Origin of the sequence: Microbacterium schleiferi, from assembly GCF_015565955.1 — a bacterium.
GTDB lineage: Bacteria > Actinomycetota > Actinomycetes > Actinomycetales > Microbacteriaceae > Microbacterium > Microbacterium schleiferi_A.
The window spans coordinates 58,136-75,825 of sequence record NZ_CP064760.1 but is presented as its reverse complement, the minus strand read 5'-3'; the positions used below and the strand labels follow the sequence as shown (position 1 = coordinate 75,825).

Below are 17,690 nucleotides of genomic sequence, written 5' to 3'. Positions count from 1 at the left end.
AGCCGCATCCGCCATCCGCGTGAGACACAACCTCGCGCGACGGACGGACCCGCGCCTCACGCGCCAGGTTGTGTCTCAGCGGCCAGACCGGCGGCCAGACCGGCCATCCGCGGGCCGGGCCGGGCTCAGCGGGTGCGGCGACGGTAGCGCAGCATCGCCAGCGCGTACCCGACGATCAGGATGCCGAGCATCCAGGCCAGCGCGATCCAGATGTCGGCGCCGACGGGCTGGCCCGCGAGCAGAGCCCGGATCGTATCGACGATCGGCGTCACGGGCTGATACTCGGCGAACCAGGCCACCGGCCCAGGCATCGTGTCGGTCGGCACGAACGCCGAGCTGATGAACGGCAGGAAGATCAGCGGGTAGGAGAACGCGATCGCGCCGTCTGCGGACTTCGCGGCGAGACCCGCGAACACCGCGAGCCACGTGAGACTCAGGGTGAACAGCAGCAGGATGCCGACGACGGCGAGCCACGCGAGTACTCCGGCACCGGAGCGGAAGCCGAGGAGGAACGCCACCCCGATGACGATCGCCAGCGACACCAGGTTCGCCGCGAGCGAGGTCAGGACGTGCGCCCACAGGGCACTGGAGCGGGCGATCGGCATCGACTGGAACCGCTCGAACATCCCGCCCTGCAGGTCAAGGAACAGCCGATAGGCGGTGTACGACACCCCCGAGGCGATCGTGATGAGCAGGATGCCGGGGAGCAGGTAGTCGATATAGGACTGACTGCCGGTATCGATCGCGCCTCCGAGGACGAACACGAACAGCAGCAGGATGCCGATCGGCATGACTGCTGTCGTGATGATCGTGTCGGGGCTTCGCAGGATGTGCCGGAGCGACCGGGTGGTCAACGCCGTCGTATCGGCGATCACGTGCGTGGTCATTTCGCCTCCTCGGGCGCGGGGGTGTCGGCATCCGTTGCGCCTGCGCGGGCGCCTGCGGGTGTGCCGACGATGGCGAGGAACACCTCTTCGAGCGTCGGCTGCTTCTCGACGTACTCGACGGTGGCGGGCGGAAGAAGTGCCTTGAGTTCTGCGAGCGTGCCGTCGGCGATGATCCGTCCCTCGTGCAGGATCGCGATCCGGTCGGCGAGGTGCTCGGCCTCGTCGAGGTACTGGGTCGTCAACAAGACAGTGGTTCCGCCGGCGGCGAGCTCACGCACCGCATCCCACACCTCGATCCGCGCCTGGGGATCGAGGCCCGTGGTGGGTTCGTCGAGGAAGATCACCGGCGGGTTGCCGATCAGACTCATCGCGATGTCGAGGCGCCGTTTCATGCCGCCCGAGTAGGTGCCAGCGGGGCGAGTTCCGGCATCCGTCAATCCGAAACGGGCCAGCAACGCATCGGCGATCCCCCGCGGATCGGGGAGGTGACGCAGCCGCGCCACGAGCGCCAGATTCTCGCGACCGGTCAACACATCGTCGACAGCGGTGAACTGTCCGGTGAGGCTGATCGTCTCGCGCACCCGGGCGGGATCGGCGGTGACATCGGCGCCCGCGACCACGGCGGCGCCGGCATCCTGGTGCGTGAGGGTCGCGAGGATCCGCACGAGCGTCGTCTTGCCCGCGCCGTTGGAGCCGAGCAGAGCGACGATCGACCCGGTCGGCACGTCGAGGTCGACGCCGCGGAGCACGTCGAGTGGGCCGAAGGACTTCGTGAGGCCCGAGACGCGAATCGCGGATGCCGGGGCAGCTGTTGCGGCGGTCATGGCGTATCCCCCGCGCCGGTGGAGGCGGCAGCTTCTGCCTCGGCGATCGCGTCGATGAGCCGTCGCTGTTCCTTCGTGATCCACGATCCGAGTCCGTAGTTCGCTTTGAAGTCCTCGACGAAGGCGACCGGGTCGTCGCCGACGATCTCGCGCACGGGCGTTCCGTCGACGGCGGCGCGCTCGAAGAGGTCGGCAAGGTCGTCGACCATTGCGAGCATTAGGGGCCCGCCGTCGGCCGTTCCTCCGACGTACATCAGATAGCGCTCGATGCCGTCGACTGCCGTGCGATACGGGGCCGGCAACTGCTTCACGCGTTCCTTGTACGCGCGCCAGCGGCGCTTGTCATCCAGTGAGCCCGTCACGAGCTCGATCCACTTCGCGGCCATGGTTAGTCGCTCCCTTCGGTGTGGTCCTCGGTGGTGTGGAGCTGATCGAGGCGTTCCGAGAGGAAGCTCCAGGTGCGCCAGAACTCCTCGAGGTCGTCGCGCCCGCGATCGTTGAGGGAGTACACCTTGCGGGGAGGTCCCTTCTCGGACGGCACCTTCTCGACATCCACGAGCCCGCGCTGCTCGATCCGCACCAGCAGTGCGTAGATCGTGCCCTCCGCGATGTCGGTGAAGCCGCGCTCGCGCAGCCGCGCCGTGATCTCGTATCCGTACGCCGGCCCGACGGCGAGAAGTGCGAGAACGATGCCCTCGAGCGTGCCCTTGAGCATCTCGGTCATCTGCTTGCCCATCGGCATCCTCACTACTCAGCATTACTTACTACTGGTAGATAGTAACACTGAGTACTGAGTCCGCAAGCCCTCGTCCAACGCCGAAGGGTCACAACACGCCGCACCCTGCCGGTTGGCAACGGCGTGTCATGACCCTTCGCGTGAAACACCACCTCGCGCGACGGACGGACCCGCGGCTCACGCGCCAGGTTGTGTCTCGGCGGCCACGCCAGGGCGGGGACCGGGGCCGGGCTCAGCGGGGCGGGCGCAGCGGATGCCGCGGGCGGCGACTCAGGCCGGCAAAAGCTCCCTCTCGAGGCGGGCGTAGCTGGTTTCCATGCCGTCAGTCATGCCGGTGGCGAGAACCATGTCGCGGGTGTCCTTGTCGGGATACTCGATGAGCACCGTGATGAGCGTCGCGCCGTCCTCTTCATAGAGCGAGAGGTCGTTGAGCGTCGGCGGGAAGTCGGTGCCGGTCATGTGCTCGGTCGTGACCGCGCGCTTCGGAGCCTCGCTCACCAACGTCTCGCCATCGAACCCGAATGCCTCACCCTCGACACCGTCGTCGGGCGTCCACTCGTACTGGTAGCGACCACCGACGGTGGGGTCGATCTCGCACACCGTCATTCGCCATCCGTCGGGACCGAGCAGCCACTTCTTCATCAGCTCGGGCTCGGTGTGGGCGCGCCAGACGAGCTCGCGCGGTCCGTCGATCAGCCGGGTGATCCGCACATGGGTGTCGCTGAGAATCTCGGTCCGCGTGCCCGTGCCCTGTGCGTGCTCGCGCAGGCCCTGCAGCACGGCGTCGAGCTGGTTGATCGCGAGCGTCGAGCCCTCAACGGCACCGAACTCGACGATCTGCTCGAGCGCATCGAGAGAATCGAAGTAGGTGATGTTCGTGAGCCGCGAGCCCTCAGCGGTGCCCTCGAAGAGGAACTCGACGCGCATCGTGGGGGTGCCCTCGAGCACCTCTCCGTCGCCGTTGAGGAACGAGTCGAGCACCTCGAACCGCCGTGGTTCGTCAACGGCGATGAACTCCCAGCCGCCCCGCGAGACCTCGCCCTGCGGGCTGGTCATCTGGTACTGCGCCCGTCCACCCGGAGTGAGGTCGAACGCGGTGAAGGTCGCGGGCCAGCCGGGCGGCCCCCAGAACCGCTCCAGCTGCGCGGGCTCGGTGAACGCGCGCCAGAGCCTCTCGACGGGCGCGGCGAAGTCGCCCACGAGCGTCATCGTGAGCGCTTCCGGATCGGTGGTGACAGAGGTGACGGGCATGGTCAGTTCCCTTTCGTGGTGGCGGATGTCGGGGGTCCGGCTGGCTCGGCGAGGAGATCATCGAGCCGTCGGATGCGGGCGCGCCAGAGGTCTTCGTATCGTGCAAGAAGCGCGCGAGCCCGGGCGATCATGGTCGGATCGGCGCGAACCAGACGCTCGCGCCCCTCCGCCCGTTTGATGATGAGGCCGGCCTCTTCGAGGACGGCGACGTGCTTTTGCACCGCGGCGAACGACATGTCGTAGTCGCCCGCGAGCGCCGACACGGAGTGCTCTGACTCGATCGTCCGCCGCAGGATGTCGCGTCGCGTCGCGGCCGCGAGCGCATGGAACAGGCGGTCGATCTCGTCATCGGTGAGGTCCTTTTGTACAACCATTTGATTGTACGTTACGACGCCCAGAGACCGTCGTCAACCCCTGCGATCTTGCGCAAGCCCGGCGCACACCGCTAGCTACCATCCCCCGCGCGGCCCTACGGGCAGGATCAGGGGGCTACCGGCGCCGGCCGCGAGGAGACGGGCCGCCCCCGCTTGGGCCGCCGCGTCTCGATCTCGAGCGCCATCGTCCGGGCCGGATGGGCGATCAGCTGGTCCTCGACATGATCGAGCCACCGCACCTCCGCCTCGGCGGCGAAGACCGTCGACTCGGTGACCAGTGCCCAGGCGAGTTCTTCGGGACCGCCGCCAGTGTCGCCGCGGAAGGTTGCACGGCGCAGGGATTCGAGATGCGCCATCGACGTTCGCCGCTGCGCGCGGATGAGGTCGATGACGTCCACGCCCGGCAGCGTCGCGGCCAGGGCGAGCTTGATCGCGAGCTCATCCCGCGTCCCGAGGCTACGGCTGACCGGCGACGCCAGCCACGCGGCAGCCTCGGCCCGGCCGGCATCCGTGATCTCCCAGTAGGTGTGGCCGTCCTTGTCGACCTCGCCCCGCGATACGAAGCCGTCGCGCTCAAGCCGCTCGAGGGTGCTGTAGATCTGGCCGACGTTGAGGGATGTACTCGAGCCGGTGCGACGCTCGAACTCCGACCGCAGCTGGTAGCCGTAGCACGGCCCCTGGGCCAGGATCGCCAACAGGCTCTGTCTCACCGACATACGTGTCTCCCTGCGCGCGATATGCATACCGGGTATTGCCGCGCTCCCTCATGGATACCGCCACTGCGGCGCTCTTCTGGGGTGCCGGCCGCGCGTTTGGCGGAATCCACCATATGGTCTGACCACATTCGAGCTCGGTGTCGTAGGTCTCGCTGAACGATTGGCGGCGCTCGGCCTCGCGGCGTAGAACAGCATCGTGTTCGGTTCGCCTCGGCACCGCGTCGTCGGATGCCTCGCCCTCCTCCCCGTCGTCGCGGTCGCCGCCGTCGCGTGCGCGCCCGCAGCAGCGACGTCGCCCACGCCCGCATCCATGGACCCGGTCGCGGGAATCGTCGTCGGCGACGGCGCGGTCGACATCCAGCTGTGGAGCGACCCGTCATGCCCGCACTGCATGAGCCTCGACGAGGCGATCGGCGACCAGCTGGCGGACTTCGTCTCCGACGGCACGGTGACGTGGACGCTGCATCCGATGACGTACGTGAGCGCCAAGCGCGGCGATACGACCGACTACTCGACTCGCGCCGCCGCGCTTCTCTTTGGGCTGGCAGCTGCCGGCGAGACCGATGCCATCGCGCCGCTGTACGGTCTGATCCAGCGGCACCAGGTCACCGCCGAACACTCGCCGAGCGACGAGGAACTCCTCGGCTACGCGGCAGACGCCGGCGCGACATCCGATCTCTCGACGGCGATCACCGACGACGCGAGCCTGGCCAGCGCGGCAAACGACGCCTGGCTGGGCGCGCCCATCCCCGGCACCGATCAGGTGGTCGACCACGTCCCGCTGCTGGTCATTGACGGCACCGTATTCGAGGTGCACGAAGACGGCACGGATGCCGCGCGCTTCGCCGCTGCGGTAGCCGAAGCCGCCTCGGACTGAGCCTCAGCCCAGACCCTCCCGGTGCGGCGCGGAACCGGCGTCGCCGTCCCCGGCCACGGGCTTGCGCGACAGGCCGACCGAGCCGGATGCCGGGTCCGTCGACAGCGCGGCGCCAACGGCGACCGACTCGTCGACGTCCGGGTACTGGGGCCGCAGCTGCACGGCCTGGCGCTTCTTCTGCTCCCGCTTGGCCTTACGTGACGAGTACGTGAGGTTCAGCGCCTCGACGAAGATCGCGAAGGCCATCGGGCCATAGATGAAGGCCTTGTCGATCTTGATGTGAAAGCCCTCGGCGATGAGGAAAACGCCGATCAGCAGGAGGAACGACAGCGCCAGCATCTTCACGGTCGGGTGCGCGTTGACGAAGGCGAAAATGAAGCGCGAGGCGAACAGCATGATGCCGAACGAGAGCACCACGACCGTGATGATGATGACCATGTTCGAGGTCATCCCGACTGCCGTGATGACCGAGTCGAGCGAGAAGACGATGTCCAGCAACAGGATCTGTGCGATCACCGACCCGAAGGTCACTCCCGTGCGGCCACCCGCGCCCTCACCGTGCTCCTCCTCGGCACCTTCGAGCTTGTGGTGGATCTCGGTGACGGCCTTGTAGACCAGGAAGAGCCCACCCGCGATGAGGATGAAGTCTTTCCACGAGAAGTCGATCCCCCACAGCGACACGACCGGTTCGGTGAGGCTGATGATCCAGCCCGCCGCGAAGACCAGGCCGACGCGGATGAGCATGGCCAGGGTCAGGCCGAGGTTGCGCGCCCGGGCCTGCTGCTCTTTCGGAAGCTTGGAGGCAAGGATCGAGATGAAGATGACGTTGTCGACGCCCAGCACGATCTCGAGCACGAAGAGCGTGACGAAGACCGCGATCAGATCGGGGGTGAAGGCGAAGGAGAAGTCCACGCGATCAGCGTAGGGGCAGCGGATCCCGCATCCGTCGCCCCCTCCCACCCCCTCTGCCCGTCGCAACGGCGCACGGATTGCGCGCCACCCCGCGCACAGCATCCATGGCCCGGCGGGTCGGGCAAGACGTGCGCCGTTGCTACCGAACCAGGGAAGCGGGTCGAACGCGTCCGACGCGCTATACCCCCTAGGGTATTATTTGGGCATGGCTCCACCCGCTGCTGACCGCACCGACCGCCCCGTCATCGGCGAGTGGGTCGACGGCATAGACATCCCGGTCATCAATGAGCGCGCCGTGCGCGCCTCGGCCGGCATCCTGTTCCTGCTCGGTTTCGCCGCGTGGCTGTCGGGCGTGATCACCGGTGACCTGCAGTGGATGCGGGCATTCGGCATCCTGTTCGCCGCCGAGATGTTCCTGCGCCTGTTCGTCGGAACCCGCTTTACCCCGACCCACCTGCTCGGAACCCTCATCACCCGTCCGCAGCGACCCGAATGGGTGGATGCCGCACCGAAGCAGTTCGCATGGGGACTCGGCTTCGTCATGGCGCTTCTCGGGTGCCTGTCTCTCGGATGGCTCGGTCTCCCGGCGGTGATCGCGCAGACCATCTGCGCCGGATGCCTGCTGCTGTTGTTCGCGGAGTCGGCCTTCGGCATCTGCGTCGGGTGCGAGCTCGCGCGCCGATTCGGGAGGCACAAGCCCCAGCTGTGCGCCGGCGACACCTGCACCTACACACCCCCGGCACGCGGCGAGCGCCACTCGATCGAGTGATGTCGTCGGGGTCGACGCAGACCGGGCCTGCGCACGTGGGCGCGCAACGGCGCATGGATTGCGCGACACCCCGCCCGCAGCACCCGTCCCCCGGCGTGTCGGGCAAGATCTGCGCCGTTGCGACCGAAGGTGACCGAACGCGGCGACCAAACAACGGCCCGAATCGACACGGATGCCAAGAGCACCCACGGGCGCGCAACGGCGCACGGATTGCGCGACACCCCGCCCGCAGCATCCATCGCCCGGCGGGTCGAGCAAGATCTGCGCCGTTGCGACCGAAGGTGAGCAGCGGGTGACACGGATCCCGAAAGCAGCCGCGGCATAGACTGGATGCGCCCGCACGCTGGCGCCGGTCTCGGCATCCTCGACCACTGGAGTCCCCCCTCGTGAGCACCCCGAACACTCCCGCGCGAGCAGTCGCCGACACCGCCGCGCCGAGAGGCGCAGCAGCAGCCGACACCGTCGACAACGCCGTCGCGACGCCCGAGCGCGAGCAGCCGTACGGCGCTCTCGGCCTCAAGGATGACGAGTACGCCCAGATCCGCGAGATCCTCGGCCGTCGCCCCACGAGCGGCGAGCTCGCCATGTACTCGGTGATGTGGAGCGAGCACTGCTCCTACAAGTCCAGCAAGATCTACCTGCGCCGGTTCGGCCAGAAGGTCTCGGACGAGATGCGCGAGCGCCTCATGGTCGGCATGGGCCAGAACGCCGGCGTCGTCGACATCGGCGAGGGCTGGGCGGTGACCTTCAAGGTCGAGTCACACAACCACCCGAGCTACATCGAGCCCTTCCAGGGAGCTGCGACCGGGGTGGGCGGCATCGTCCGCGACATCATCTCGATGGGCGCGCGTCCCGTCGCCGTCATGGACCAGTTGCGCTTCGGCGCGATCGACAACCCCGACACCGCGCGCGTCGTGCACGGCGTCGTCAGCGGCATCTCGTTCTACGGCAACTGCCTGGGCCTTCCCAACATCGGCGGCGAGACCGTGTTCGACTCCGTCTACCAGGGCAACCCGCTCGTCAACGCCCTCGCCGTGGGCGTGCTGCGCCACGAAGACCTGAAGCTCGCGAACGCCTCGGGCGCCGGCAACAAGGTCGTGCTCTTCGGCGCGCGCACGGGCGGCGACGGCATCGGCGGAGCGTCCATCCTCGCCTCCGACACGTTCGCCGACGGCGGCCCGACCAAGCGCCCCGCCGTGCAGGTCGGCGACCCGTTCGCCGAGAAGGTGCTCATCGAGTGCTGCCTCGAGCTGTACCGCGACGACCTCGTCGAGGCCATCCAAGACCTCGGCGCCGCCGGCATCTCGTGCGCGACGAGCGAGCTTGCGGCCAACGGCGGCAGCGGGATGCGCGTCGACCTCGAGAACGTGCTGCTGCGCGACCCGACCCTGACTCCCGAAGAGATCCTGATGAGCGAGTCTCAGGAACGGATGATGGCCATCGTCGCTCCCGAGAAGCTCGACGCCTTCCTCGAGGTCGTCGGCCGGTGGGAGGTCGAGACGAGCGTGCTCGGCGAGGTCACCGGCGACGGACGCCTGCAGATCTTCTGGCACGGCGAGCAGATCGTGGATGTCGACCCCTCGACGGTCGCGGTCGACGGCCCCGTCTACGAGCGGCCCGTCGCCTACCCGACCTGGATCGACGCCCTCCGCGACGACTCAGCCGCAGCGCTGCAGCGCCCCAGCGAGCCGGACGAGCTGCGCGAGCAGTTCCTCGCCCTGGTCGCAAGCCCCAACCTCGCCGACACGTCCTGGATCACCAACCAGTACGACTACTACGTGCTCGGCAACACCGCTCTCTCGTTCCCCGACGACGCCGGCATGGTGCGCGTCGATGAGGAGTCGGGTCTCGGATTCTCGATCGCGACCGACTGCAACGGCCGCTACTGCCAGCTCGACCCGTACCAGGGCGCGCAGTTGGCCCTGGCCGAGGCCTACCGGAACGTCGCCGTGACGGGCGCCAAGCCGGTCGCCGTGACGGACTGCCTGAACTTCGGCAGCCCGGAGAACCCCGAGGTCATGTGGCAGTTCGGGCAGGCCGTGGATGGCCTCGCCGACGGATGCCTCGAGCTCGGCGTCCCCGTCACCGGCGGCAACGTGTCGTTCTACAACCAGACCGGCGACCAGCCGATCTTCCCCACGCCCGTCGTCGGCGTGCTCGGCATCATCGATGACGTCGCCCGTCGCATCCCGTCGGGCTGGCAGGATGCCGGCGAGAACATCTACCTCCTGGGCGTGACAGCCAATGAGCTCAGCGGCTCGGCGTGGGCGCAGACGGTGCACAATCACCTCGGTGGCCGCCCGCCGGCTGTCGACCTGGGCGCCGAGCGGCGCCTGGCAGACCTCCTTCACGCGGGCGCACTGCAGGGGCTCATCTCCAGCGCGCACGACCTCTCCAGTGGCGGACTCGCGCAGGCCCTCGCCGAGTGCGTCATGCGCTTCGGTGTCGGGGCGCGCGTCTGGCTGAACGAGATCATCGAGCGCGACGGCGTGGATGCGGCATCCGCCCTCTTCTCGGAGTCCACCGGCCGCGTGCTGGTCTCGGTCCCCCGCGAGGATGACGTCAAGTTCCGCGGTCTGTGCGAGGGCCGTGGCTACCCGGTGCTGCGCATCGGCGTGACCGACGCCCCCGGCGACGGCAGCGGCCCGAGCCTCGAGGTGCAGGGGCTGTTCACCGTGTCGGCATCCGAGCTGCGCGACGTGTCGCAGGCGACGTTGCCAGCCGCGTTCGGGCCGACGATCGCCGAACCCGCCCTCTAGACTGATCGCATGTCCGACGACGACACCAACGTCTACAGCGAGACCCGACAGCGCCGCATCAAGATCGTCGCGTGGGTCGTGATCGTCTCGCTCATCCTCGTGGGCGGTGGCGCCACCGTCCTCGCGCTGCTGTTCGGCTGAGCGCTCTTCCGGCTTTCGCCCGTGCCCGGCGGGGGATAGCGCGGTTAGCATGAGGGCGTGGAACCGCTGTTCCAATTCCTCGGCAGCTACTGGTGGCTCGTCTTCCCCTTGATGGGCGTCATGGGGATGATCGGCAGCGCCTGGGAGCGCGGTGCGCGGCGCAGGCACAAGCGCCGACTCGAGATCCTGCAGGCCAAGGGCGAGATCCGCGCCGCACAGGCCGCCGCCCGCGGCCGTCCCCTCATCGGCGTCACCCTTCCCGGGGCGAAGGCACCGAAGGACCCCCTCGCGCAGCGCGTCGAAGATGCGGTTGCCGCCGGCATGGGCGCTGCACCGCGGACGGCGACGGCATCGAGTTCGGCATCCGTGACGCCGCTGCACAAGCTCCTCGCGGCACACGACGCGGTGACCAAGCGGTGGCTGGAGTACGAGCTGGACGTCGCCAAAATCATCGCCTTCCCCGCCATGAGCGATGGCCGTCAGCCGCTGACTGCTGCGTTCCTGCGTGCGAAGAAGGTTGCTGATCGCCTGCGCCCCGAGTCCGAGACAGCGAAGCTCTCGAAGGAGCAGTTCGCCGAGTACCGCAACGCGGTGACCGACTATGAGGTCGCGTTTGATCTGGCCGAGCGCGAGGCCCGCCGCATTCGCGACTCGTCGTTCACCGCCGAGGAACGCAAGCGACTGAACACTGCCCAGCAGCTGTTGAGCGTCGCGATCGACCAAGCCGCCACGCCTGCCGAGCGGCAGCTCGCGTACCGGCGCGTGCGCGAGGAGCTCGACGGCCTGCTCGCCGTGTCGGATGAGGCCATCACCGTCCTCGAGGAGCGCGTGGCGCTCGAACTTCCCGCCTCGTCCCCGGCTCCCGCCGCTGCACAGGGTTCGGCGGCTCCGGCATCCGCGCCCGCCACCGACACCGACGGCCCGACACCCACACCACCCGCAGCCACGTCACCCGCCGTCGAGCCGCCCGCTTCCCCCGCCTCTCCGGGCATCTGGCCCGTTCCCTCCCGCACGCAGCGACCCTGACCCAGCCCCCGCCCGAACCGAGGGGACCCGCCCGCGCGAGCACCCCGCCCGCCGCGAGGAACCCTCGCCTCATCCGCCCACCTCGCCTCGGCCGGGCACAGAGCGAGGACAGGCGATCGATGCCGCGCTTGACGCATCCTCTGTTATGTGGTTACCTACTTGAGTAACTAACCCACTGACACCACCGGAGGCGCGGATGATCGAAGAAGGCAAGGCCCTCTTCCTGCAGATCGCGGAGAGCGTCGAGGACTCGATCGTCGACGGCAGCCTGGCCGAAGAGGCACAGGCCCCATCGACGAACGAGCTCGCCGCCTTCTATCGCATCAACCCCGCCACGGCCGCGAAAGGAGTGACGATGCTCGTCGACAAGGGCGTGCTCTACAAGCGACGGGGCATCGGAATGTTCGTGGCCCCCGGTGCCCGCGAGACGCTGCTGGCCGAACGGCGCGCGGCGTTCCGCGAGCGCTACCTGACCCCCCTGCTCGCCGAGGCCCGCAAGCTCGGGCTCGGCTCCGAAGACCTCGCGCAGTTGCTCCGAGAGCACGCGCAGAACACGACAACGGAAGGCGACCAATGACCATCAACGATGTCGCGCCCCCTCGGGTGCCGGCGAAACCGTGATCGAGGTGAAGAACCTCACCAAGCGCTACCGCGACACCGTCGCGGTCGACGATGTGAGCTTCTCGATCCAGAAAGACACCATCTACGGCCTGCTCGGGCGCAACGGCGCCGGCAAGACCACCGTCATGTCGATCCTCACCGCACAGAACTTCGCGACGTCGGGCGACGTGCGGGTCTTCGGTGAGCATCCCTACGAGAACGCCCGCGTGCTGCGCCGGCTGTGCTTCGTGCGCGAAAGCCAGCGCTACCCCGATGACGCGAAGCCGCTCCACGCGTTCGCGACCGCGAAGCTGTTCTACCCGAACTGGGACCAGAACCTTGCAGATCGCCTCGTCGAGGACTTCCAGCTGCCCCTGAAGCGGCGCATCAAGAAGCTCTCACGCGGACAACTCTCGGCCGTCGGCGTCATCATCGGTCTCGCCTCGCGGGCCGAAGTGACCTTCTTCGACGAGCCGTACCTCGGCCTGGATGCCGTCGCGCGCCAGATCTTCTACGACCGGCTGCTCGAGGACTACAGCGAGCATCCGCGCACGATCATCCTGTCGAGTCACCTGATCGATGAGGTGGCTAACCTCCTCGAGCGCGTGCTCGTCATCGACCGGGGACGGATCGTCCTGGATGAAGAGACTGACGCCGTCCGCAACAGCGCTACCTCGATCGTCGGTAACGCGGCCCGTGTCGATGCCTTCACCGCCGGGCGCGACATTCTCCACCGCGAGGCGCTCGGGCCCATGGTGTCTGTCACAGTGCTCGGCGCGCTGAGCCCTGCCGAGCGGGCTGAACTGGCGGCAGCTGGCCTTGAGGTCGGCCCGGTTTCGCTGCAGCAACTGATCGTTCGCAAGACCCAGCACGAGGCGGAGTCGACGACCACCGCCACCGAAGCTCGCCCCACGTCGAAGGGAGCCCAGCAATGAACCGCATCGGAAATGTCGTGAGGATGCAGTTCGTGAACCGCCAGACCTACGTCTGGCTTCCCCTGATCATCCTGGGCAGCGCATTCCTGGTGACGCTGCTGATCTGGTCGATGCTGCCACTGGAGGCGATGAAGTACGGCGGCGGTGCGCAGGCCCCGATGTGGTACTTCTTCGTGCTCGGCATCCTGTCGCTGACCCAGACCTTCCCGTTCTCGCAAGCCATGAGCGTCACTCGCCGCGAGTTCTTCCTGGGCACGCTGCTCTCGTCTGCGGTCACCGGCTTCATTCTCAGCGCGATCGTCCTGGTCGGCGGATTGATCGAGCAGGCAACGAACGGCTGGGGCATGAACGGCTACTTCTTCGCCCTGGGCTGGCTCGTCAGTGGCGGCCCCCTGGTCGGAGCTGCCGTCGTGTTCGCCCTGACGATGGTGTTCTTCGTCTCGGGCTTCGTGATCGGCACGATCTACCGCCGCTTCGGACCGCTCGTGCTGACCGTCATCCTCGTCGGCCTCGCCCTCCTGCTGCTCGGCGCGCTCTGGGTCATCGGTCAGCTGGATGCCTGGGCGCCGGTCTTCGGGTGGATCGCCACCCAAGGGCCCGGTGGACTTGCGATCGGCCTCGTGATCGCCTTCATCGCACTCAGCGGCATCGGCTACGGTCTGCTGCGGCGCGTCACCTCCTGATCCGCACAACACACGGCAGAGGGGCTCCCGGCCAGATGGTCGGGAGCCCCTCTGCCGTCACTGCACCACGGGCGCGTTGTGGGCTCGGCCGTCGACGCCGTCCTCGCCCCTCGCCGCTCGCTCGTCGTAGGCAATCTCTACTCATCGACGCTGACGTGCCGCGCCCCTACGGTCGGGTCGACGCCCCTGTCGCCATTGAGCCAAGGAGACCCATGCTCGCGCACCGTTCCCCCGCCACCGCCCTCGCCGCCGCTGCCCTGGCCGCGCTACTGCTCGCCGGCTGCACCGCCGGCGACGGTAGCGCGGACGACGCCCCCGCCGCCACGGCCGACGCGATGGCTCCCGTCAGCCAAGAATCTGACGAGGCACCCGCCGAGCCCAAGGCCGAGCCCGAGGGCGAGCGCCCCGAGGGGCTCGACACGAGTCTCCCGGTGCCACCCGGCACCCTGGTGAGCGCCACCCCGGAGTCGAGCGCATGGGAGTACATCTACTCGGGCGTCACGAGCGACGAGGCGCGCGCGTTCGCTGACTCACTGAAAGAGATGGGCTTCGAGCAGAAGGTTGCTGTCGACTCCGACGGCATCGAGCAGTGGTATTTCCAGAGTGCCGAGTGGGCGATCAAGCTCGAAGAGACCCACGCGGACGAGAGTCTGCGCTACTGGGTGGACCCGATCTCCGAATAGTCGACGCGTGCCATCCCTTGACGGATGCCGAAACCACGCAGAGGGGCTCCCGGCCAGATGGCCGGGAGCCCCTCGTCAGTGCGCGTGGATCACTGCACGATGATGGTGCTGAACGCGTTGGGGTTCTCCGAGATCCAGGCCTCAACAGCCTCGGCCTCGCGGCCCTCGCCGTACTCGTTCACGACCATGTCCTCGAGCGAGGCGTAGTCCGCGTCGCTCAGCTGGATGCCGGCGATGAGGTCGGCGGCCTCGGGGCAACGCTCCGAGAATCCGGCGGTGCCGAGGAAGTGCAGAGCCTCGGGCTCGCCCATGGCGCCCTGCGGGTCCTCGAGGTCCTTCAGACCGTAGGCCGCGTTGGCCCAGAACGGACGCCACGAGGTCACGACGATGTCCTCCTGTGCGTCGACGGCGTTGCCGAGCTCGGTGAGCATCGCGGCGGTCGACGAGGTGACGAGCTCGTACTCGCCGTCCAGGCCATATGCGGGCATCATGACGTCCTGGGTCTGAGCGGTCAGGCCCGCGCCCGGCTCGATGCCGACGATGCGGCCGCCGAAACGGTCCGCGTTGCCCGCGAGGTCCTCGATCGAGGTGATGTCGACGTAGTCGGGAACCGCGATCGTGAGCTTGGCGCCCTCGTAGTAGGCGTCCAGGTCCTCGATGTTGTCGCCGTACTCCTCCATGTACGAGGCGTGAGTGAGCTCAGGCCATGCGGAGGGGTAGATGTCGACGTCGCCCTGGGCGAGACCGGCGTAGAGCGGGCCCGCTTCGGTGAGCGTCTGCATCTCGACGTCGATGCCGAGCGCGCCGAGCTGGTTCTGCAGCAGGTACGCGGTGCTCAGGCCGTCCGTCCACGAGGGGAGGAAGCCGAGCGTGACGGTCTCGCAGCTCATGTTGCCGGAGGCGTCGGTCTGGTCGCCACTGGGCTCGGAGGAGCTGCTGCAGCCCGCGAGCGCGAGTGTGGCCACGGCCCCGAGAGCCAATGCTGTGCTGAGGTGTCGCTTGTTCATGTGAAACGCATCCTTCATGTATGTCTCGTTCGTTCCGTATCTTCTTCTCTTGGTGGGAAGCCGCGTGGTGTCCGCGCTCCTCCTCAGCCGGTGGTTACCGGCTGCCCGTGGGCTGGAGTGCCTCCGTTCCCACGTGGTTCTGTGTGTCTTCGTCTCTCGACTGCGCGGCTGCTGTGGCGCGCGCGGTCCGTCGGCGGGCAAGCACGCTCCGTAGCGACGAGGGGTAGTCGGCGCGGTTGCCCAGCGCTGCAGTCACCCGGTCCAGGTAGACGGCGATGATCACGACGCCCAGGCCTGCCTCCACGCCAAGGGCGAGATTGACCGTCGACACCGACTGGACGACGATCTTGCCGAGGCCGTCCGCGCCGACGATTCCGGCGAGAACCGCCATCGACAGTGCCAGCATGATGACCTGGTTGACACCGGCCATGATCGTCGGCGTCGCCAACGGCAGCTGGATGCCGCGCAGGATCTGCGAGGGCGTTGCGCCGAAAGCCTGGCCAGCCTCGACGGTCTCCGAATCGACTCCGCGGATGCCGAGCTCGGTCAGGCGCACGCCCGGAGGCAGCGCGAAGATGACTGTCGCAACCAGGCCCGGCACGACTCCGATGCTGAAGAACGTGATGGCGGGGATCAGGTAGACGAAGGCTGGCATCGTCTGCATGAAGTCCAGCACCGGCTTGAGAATCGTCCGCACCGTGTCGTTGCGTGCCGACCAGATCCCGAGCGGAATGGCAATGGCAAGGGCGACCACGGTCGCCACCAGGACCAGGGAGAGCGTCTGCATGGTCGGGACCCAGAGGTCCATCGCAATGATGAATACAAAGGCCACCACCGTGCCCACAGCCATCTGCCACGACCGCACGAGCCATCCGACGAGCGCGAAGATGACGATCATCGCGGGAATGGGGATGATCAGGAGGATGTCGGTGAGTCCGTCGACGAGGAATCGCACGACGACGGTGATGAAGTCGAACAGACCGCTGAGGTTATCTCGCAGCCAGTCGACGACTGTCTCGACCCACTGGCCGATAGGAATGCGGAAATCCATCAGACAACCTCTTCCGCGTCGCTGGTGTGTTCTTCGTCATGGGGTACCTGCGCGAGCACTTCGTCGATCTCTGCCCCCGAGACAGGAATGACCGGGATGGTGATCTCGCCCGTGGCGCCGGTTCCTGGCCCGAGCGCTGCCAAGAGGGTCACGCGGGGAATGACGCCGGTCAATCTGCCCTGGTCATCGACAACAGCCAAGGGCAGGGGCGACTCGACGGAGGGCACGAACAGGTTGATGAGGACCTCATCCTCCCGAACGCTCTGCGGGGCCCGCTTGATCGCCGAGCCGATCGACTTCTCTCCGTTCTGGACGAGCTTCATCGCATCGCGGTCGGTGACAATCCCCCTGAGCTTGCGGTCGCGTCCCACCACGTACGCCGCGGCGGTGTAGGCGTCGCGCATCTGCCGCAACGCGGTGCGGGGGCCGGCCGTCTCGGTGACGACGGCGCGGGGCCGTTCCATCACGTTCGCCGCGGTCAACACGCGCGCACGGTCCACGTCCTGGACGAACTGCTCCACGTAGTCGTTGGCGGGGTCGGTGAGGATGTCCTCGGGTGTGCCGATCTGCACGATGCGGCCATCGCGCATCACGGCGATGCGGTCGCCGAGGAGCATCGCCTCATTGAGGTCGTGGGTGATGAAGACGATCGTCTTCTGCAGCTTCTCCTGAAGCTCGAGCAGTTGCTCCTGCATTTCCCGTCGGATCAGGGGTCCAGGGCGCTGAAAGCCTCATCCATCAGCAGCACGTCAGGGTCGGCTGCCAACGCGCGAGCGATCCCCACACGCTGCTGCATGCCGCCGGAGAGGGCCGAGGGCAGCTTGTCTCCCCAGCCTTCGAGCCCGACCAGCGCGAGGATCTCTTCCGCCTTCGCCAGCCGCTCGGAGCGCTCGACACCACGGAGCTGCAATGGGTAGGCGACGTTGTCGGCGACGGACCGATGCGGCAGCAGCGCGAAGTGCTGGAAGACCATCGACACGCGATCGCGCCGCAACTCACGCAGCTTGGCGGGCGTCGTGTCAGTGACCGACTCGCCGCGGACGGTGACGGACCCGGCGGTTGCCTCGTACAGTCCGTTGAGCATGCGGATGATCGTTGACTTGCCTGACCCCGACAGGCCCATGATCACGAAGATCTCGCCGGGGGCGACCGCGAAGCTCGCGTCGATGACGGCGGCGGTCCCCTCATCTGCGACGTCAGCGCGCGACTGTCCGGCGCGAAGACGTTTGACGGCCGACTGGGGATTCTTGCCGAAGACCTTGAAAAGGCCTCGCGCTTCTAACGCAGGAGTTGTGGTCACTGTGCACCTTGGCAGCCGCTGCAGCTGGCTGCATCGGTCACGCCCGGGTGGCGATCACGGGCACGCGGAAACGGGCACGCGTGCGCTGGCGTCGAATGTCGGATTCGAGCACGATCACCGACCGTACGCTCGCCGAGATCGAACATCGGCAACCGCGGA

19 protein-coding genes and 1 pseudogene are annotated in these 17,690 nt (G+C 67.6%); 9 read left to right on the top strand and 11 right to left on the bottom strand.

From position 1 onward, the window contains the following. Positions 1-125: 125 nt before the first annotated feature. The 7 genes from IT882_RS00380 to IT882_RS00350 form a co-directional block, all read right to left on the bottom strand. Entirely contained in the window at positions 126-887 is a 762-nt protein-coding gene (locus tag IT882_RS00380) for an ABC transporter permease (RefSeq protein ID WP_195692700.1), read from the bottom strand. Further along, the gene (locus IT882_RS00375; protein ID WP_195692699.1) at positions 884-1,711 is read right to left on the bottom strand and encodes an ABC transporter ATP-binding protein; all 828 of its coding nucleotides are present in this window, start codon (positions 1,709-1,711) and stop codon (positions 884-886) included. Before IT882_RS00375 ends, IT882_RS00380 begins: the two co-directional genes overlap by 4 nt. After that, a complete protein-coding gene (locus IT882_RS00370) occupies positions 1,708-2,097 on the bottom strand; it encodes a DUF1048 domain-containing protein (protein WP_195692698.1) in 390 nt (129 codons plus the stop codon). The genes IT882_RS00375 and IT882_RS00370 overlap by 4 nt, the downstream gene beginning before the upstream one ends. A 2-nt stretch (positions 2,098-2,099) precedes the next feature. Further along, the gene (locus IT882_RS00365) at positions 2,100-2,447 is read right to left on the bottom strand and encodes a PadR family transcriptional regulator (protein ID WP_195692697.1); all 348 of its coding nucleotides are present in this window, start codon (positions 2,445-2,447) and stop codon (positions 2,100-2,102) included. Between the two features lie 270 nt (positions 2,448-2,717). Further along, a complete protein-coding gene (locus tag IT882_RS00360; protein WP_195692696.1) occupies positions 2,718-3,698 on the bottom strand; it encodes an SRPBCC family protein in 981 nt (326 codons plus the stop codon). Between the two features lie 2 nt (positions 3,699-3,700). Beyond that, positions 3,701-4,072: an ArsR/SmtB family transcription factor gene (locus tag IT882_RS00355; RefSeq protein WP_195692695.1), complete on the bottom strand. Its 372-nt coding sequence runs from the start codon at positions 4,070-4,072 to the stop codon at positions 3,701-3,703. Between the two features lie 107 nt (positions 4,073-4,179). After that, the gene (locus IT882_RS00350) at positions 4,180-4,788 is read right to left on the bottom strand and encodes a PadR family transcriptional regulator (RefSeq protein WP_195692694.1); all 609 of its coding nucleotides are present in this window, start codon (positions 4,786-4,788) and stop codon (positions 4,180-4,182) included. A 196-nt stretch (positions 4,789-4,984) separates the two neighbouring features. Between IT882_RS00350 and IT882_RS00345 the strand changes: the two genes are divergently transcribed. Beyond that, positions 4,985-5,665: a DsbA family protein gene (locus tag IT882_RS00345; protein WP_195692693.1), complete on the top strand. Its 681-nt coding sequence runs from the start codon at positions 4,985-4,987 to the stop codon at positions 5,663-5,665. 3 nt (positions 5,666-5,668) lie between these two features. Here the strand turns inward: IT882_RS00345 and IT882_RS00340 are convergent, their stop codons facing one another. Further along, a complete protein-coding gene (locus tag IT882_RS00340; RefSeq protein ID WP_195692692.1) occupies positions 5,669-6,577 on the bottom strand; it encodes a TerC family protein in 909 nt (302 codons plus the stop codon). Positions 6,578-6,782: 205 nt separating this feature from the next. Between IT882_RS00340 and IT882_RS00335 the strand changes: the two genes are divergently transcribed. The 8 genes from IT882_RS00335 to IT882_RS00305 all read left to right on the top strand — a co-directional run bounded on the left by IT882_RS00335 (position 6,783) and on the right by IT882_RS00305 (position 14,173). Next, on the top strand, positions 6,783-7,346 hold the full coding sequence (locus tag IT882_RS00335) for a DUF4395 domain-containing protein (RefSeq protein ID WP_195692691.1): 564 nt from the start codon (positions 6,783-6,785) through the stop codon (positions 7,344-7,346). 386 nt (positions 7,347-7,732) lie between these two features. Then, positions 7,733-10,105 carry a phosphoribosylformylglycinamidine synthase subunit PurL gene (purL, locus tag IT882_RS00330; protein WP_195692690.1) on the top strand — a complete coding sequence of 791 codons (2,373 nt, stop codon included), beginning with the start codon at positions 7,733-7,735 and terminating at the stop codon, positions 10,103-10,105. A 9-nt stretch (positions 10,106-10,114) separates the two neighbouring features. After that, positions 10,115-10,246: a hypothetical protein gene (locus IT882_RS16815; protein ID WP_267189853.1), complete on the top strand. Its 132-nt coding sequence runs from the start codon at positions 10,115-10,117 to the stop codon at positions 10,244-10,246. Between the two features lie 57 nt (positions 10,247-10,303). Beyond that, entirely contained in the window at positions 10,304-11,272 is a 969-nt protein-coding gene (locus IT882_RS00325; RefSeq protein WP_195692689.1) for a hypothetical protein, read from the top strand. 196 nt (positions 11,273-11,468) lie between these two features. Beyond that, the gene (locus IT882_RS00320; RefSeq protein ID WP_195692688.1) at positions 11,469-11,849 is read left to right on the top strand and encodes a GntR family transcriptional regulator; all 381 of its coding nucleotides are present in this window, start codon (positions 11,469-11,471) and stop codon (positions 11,847-11,849) included. Positions 11,850-11,889: 40 nt separating this feature from the next. After that, positions 11,890-12,807 carry an ABC transporter ATP-binding protein gene (locus IT882_RS00315; protein WP_195692687.1) on the top strand — a complete coding sequence of 306 codons (918 nt, stop codon included), beginning with the start codon at positions 11,890-11,892 and terminating at the stop codon, positions 12,805-12,807. Further along, positions 12,804-13,490, top strand: coding sequence for a hypothetical protein (locus tag IT882_RS00310; protein WP_195692686.1), 687 nt, complete (start codon positions 12,804-12,806; stop codon positions 13,488-13,490). Before IT882_RS00315 ends, IT882_RS00310 begins: the two co-directional genes overlap by 4 nt. Positions 13,491-13,702: 212 nt before the next feature. Further along, a complete protein-coding gene (locus IT882_RS00305; protein WP_195692685.1) occupies positions 13,703-14,173 on the top strand; it encodes a hypothetical protein in 471 nt (156 codons plus the stop codon). Positions 14,174-14,262: 89 nt separating this feature from the next. On the opposite strand, the gene IT882_RS00300 is transcribed toward IT882_RS00305, so the two are convergent. The 3 genes and pseudogenes from IT882_RS00300 to IT882_RS00290 form a co-directional block, all read right to left on the bottom strand. Next, a complete protein-coding gene (locus IT882_RS00300) occupies positions 14,263-15,180 on the bottom strand; it encodes a glycine betaine ABC transporter substrate-binding protein (RefSeq protein WP_195693943.1) in 918 nt (305 codons plus the stop codon). 94 nt (positions 15,181-15,274) lie between these two features. Then, entirely contained in the window at positions 15,275-16,231 is a 957-nt protein-coding gene (locus IT882_RS00295) for an ABC transporter permease (protein WP_195692684.1), read from the bottom strand. Beyond that, positions 16,231-17,531: pseudogene (locus tag IT882_RS00290) on the bottom strand (quaternary amine ABC transporter ATP-binding protein). The gene IT882_RS00295 and the pseudogene IT882_RS00290 overlap by 1 nt, the downstream one beginning before the upstream one ends. Between the last annotated feature and the right edge of the window lie 159 nt (positions 17,532-17,690).

Excerpts from the sequence above, each read along its gene's own strand:
- IT882_RS00380 (WP_195692700.1), bottom strand. The coding sequence starts at position 887 with ATGACCACGCACGTGATCGCCGATACGACGGCGTTGACCACCCGGTCG.
- IT882_RS00375 (WP_195692699.1), bottom strand. The coding sequence starts at position 1,711 with ATGACCGCCGCAACAGCTGCCCCGGCATCCGCGATTCGCGTCTCGGGC.
- IT882_RS00370 (WP_195692698.1), bottom strand. The coding sequence starts at position 2,097 with ATGGCCGCGAAGTGGATCGAGCTCGTGACGGGCTCACTGGATGACAAG.
- IT882_RS00365 (WP_195692697.1), bottom strand. The coding sequence starts at position 2,447 with ATGGGCAAGCAGATGACCGAGATGCTCAAGGGCACGCTCGAGGGCATC.
- IT882_RS00360 (WP_195692696.1), bottom strand. The coding sequence starts at position 3,698 with ATGCCCGTCACCTCTGTCACCACCGATCCGGAAGCGCTCACGATGACG.
- IT882_RS00355 (WP_195692695.1), bottom strand. The coding sequence starts at position 4,072 with ATGGTTGTACAAAAGGACCTCACCGATGACGAGATCGACCGCCTGTTC.
- IT882_RS00350 (WP_195692694.1), bottom strand. The coding sequence starts at position 4,788 with ATGTCGGTGAGACAGAGCCTGTTGGCGATCCTGGCCCAGGGGCCGTGC.
- IT882_RS00335 (WP_195692691.1), top strand. The coding sequence starts at position 6,783 with ATGGCTCCACCCGCTGCTGACCGCACCGACCGCCCCGTCATCGGCGAG.
- IT882_RS16815 (WP_267189853.1), top strand. The coding sequence starts at position 10,115 with ATGTCCGACGACGACACCAACGTCTACAGCGAGACCCGACAGCGCCGC.
- IT882_RS00320 (WP_195692688.1), top strand. The coding sequence starts at position 11,469 with ATGATCGAAGAAGGCAAGGCCCTCTTCCTGCAGATCGCGGAGAGCGTC.
- IT882_RS00310 (WP_195692686.1), top strand. The coding sequence starts at position 12,804 with ATGAACCGCATCGGAAATGTCGTGAGGATGCAGTTCGTGAACCGCCAG.
- IT882_RS00305 (WP_195692685.1), top strand. The coding sequence starts at position 13,703 with ATGCTCGCGCACCGTTCCCCCGCCACCGCCCTCGCCGCCGCTGCCCTG.
- IT882_RS00300 (WP_195693943.1), bottom strand. The coding sequence starts at position 15,180 with ATGAACAAGCGACACCTCAGCACAGCATTGGCTCTCGGGGCCGTGGCC.
- IT882_RS00295 (WP_195692684.1), bottom strand. The coding sequence starts at position 16,231 with ATGGATTTCCGCATTCCTATCGGCCAGTGGGTCGAGACAGTCGTCGAC.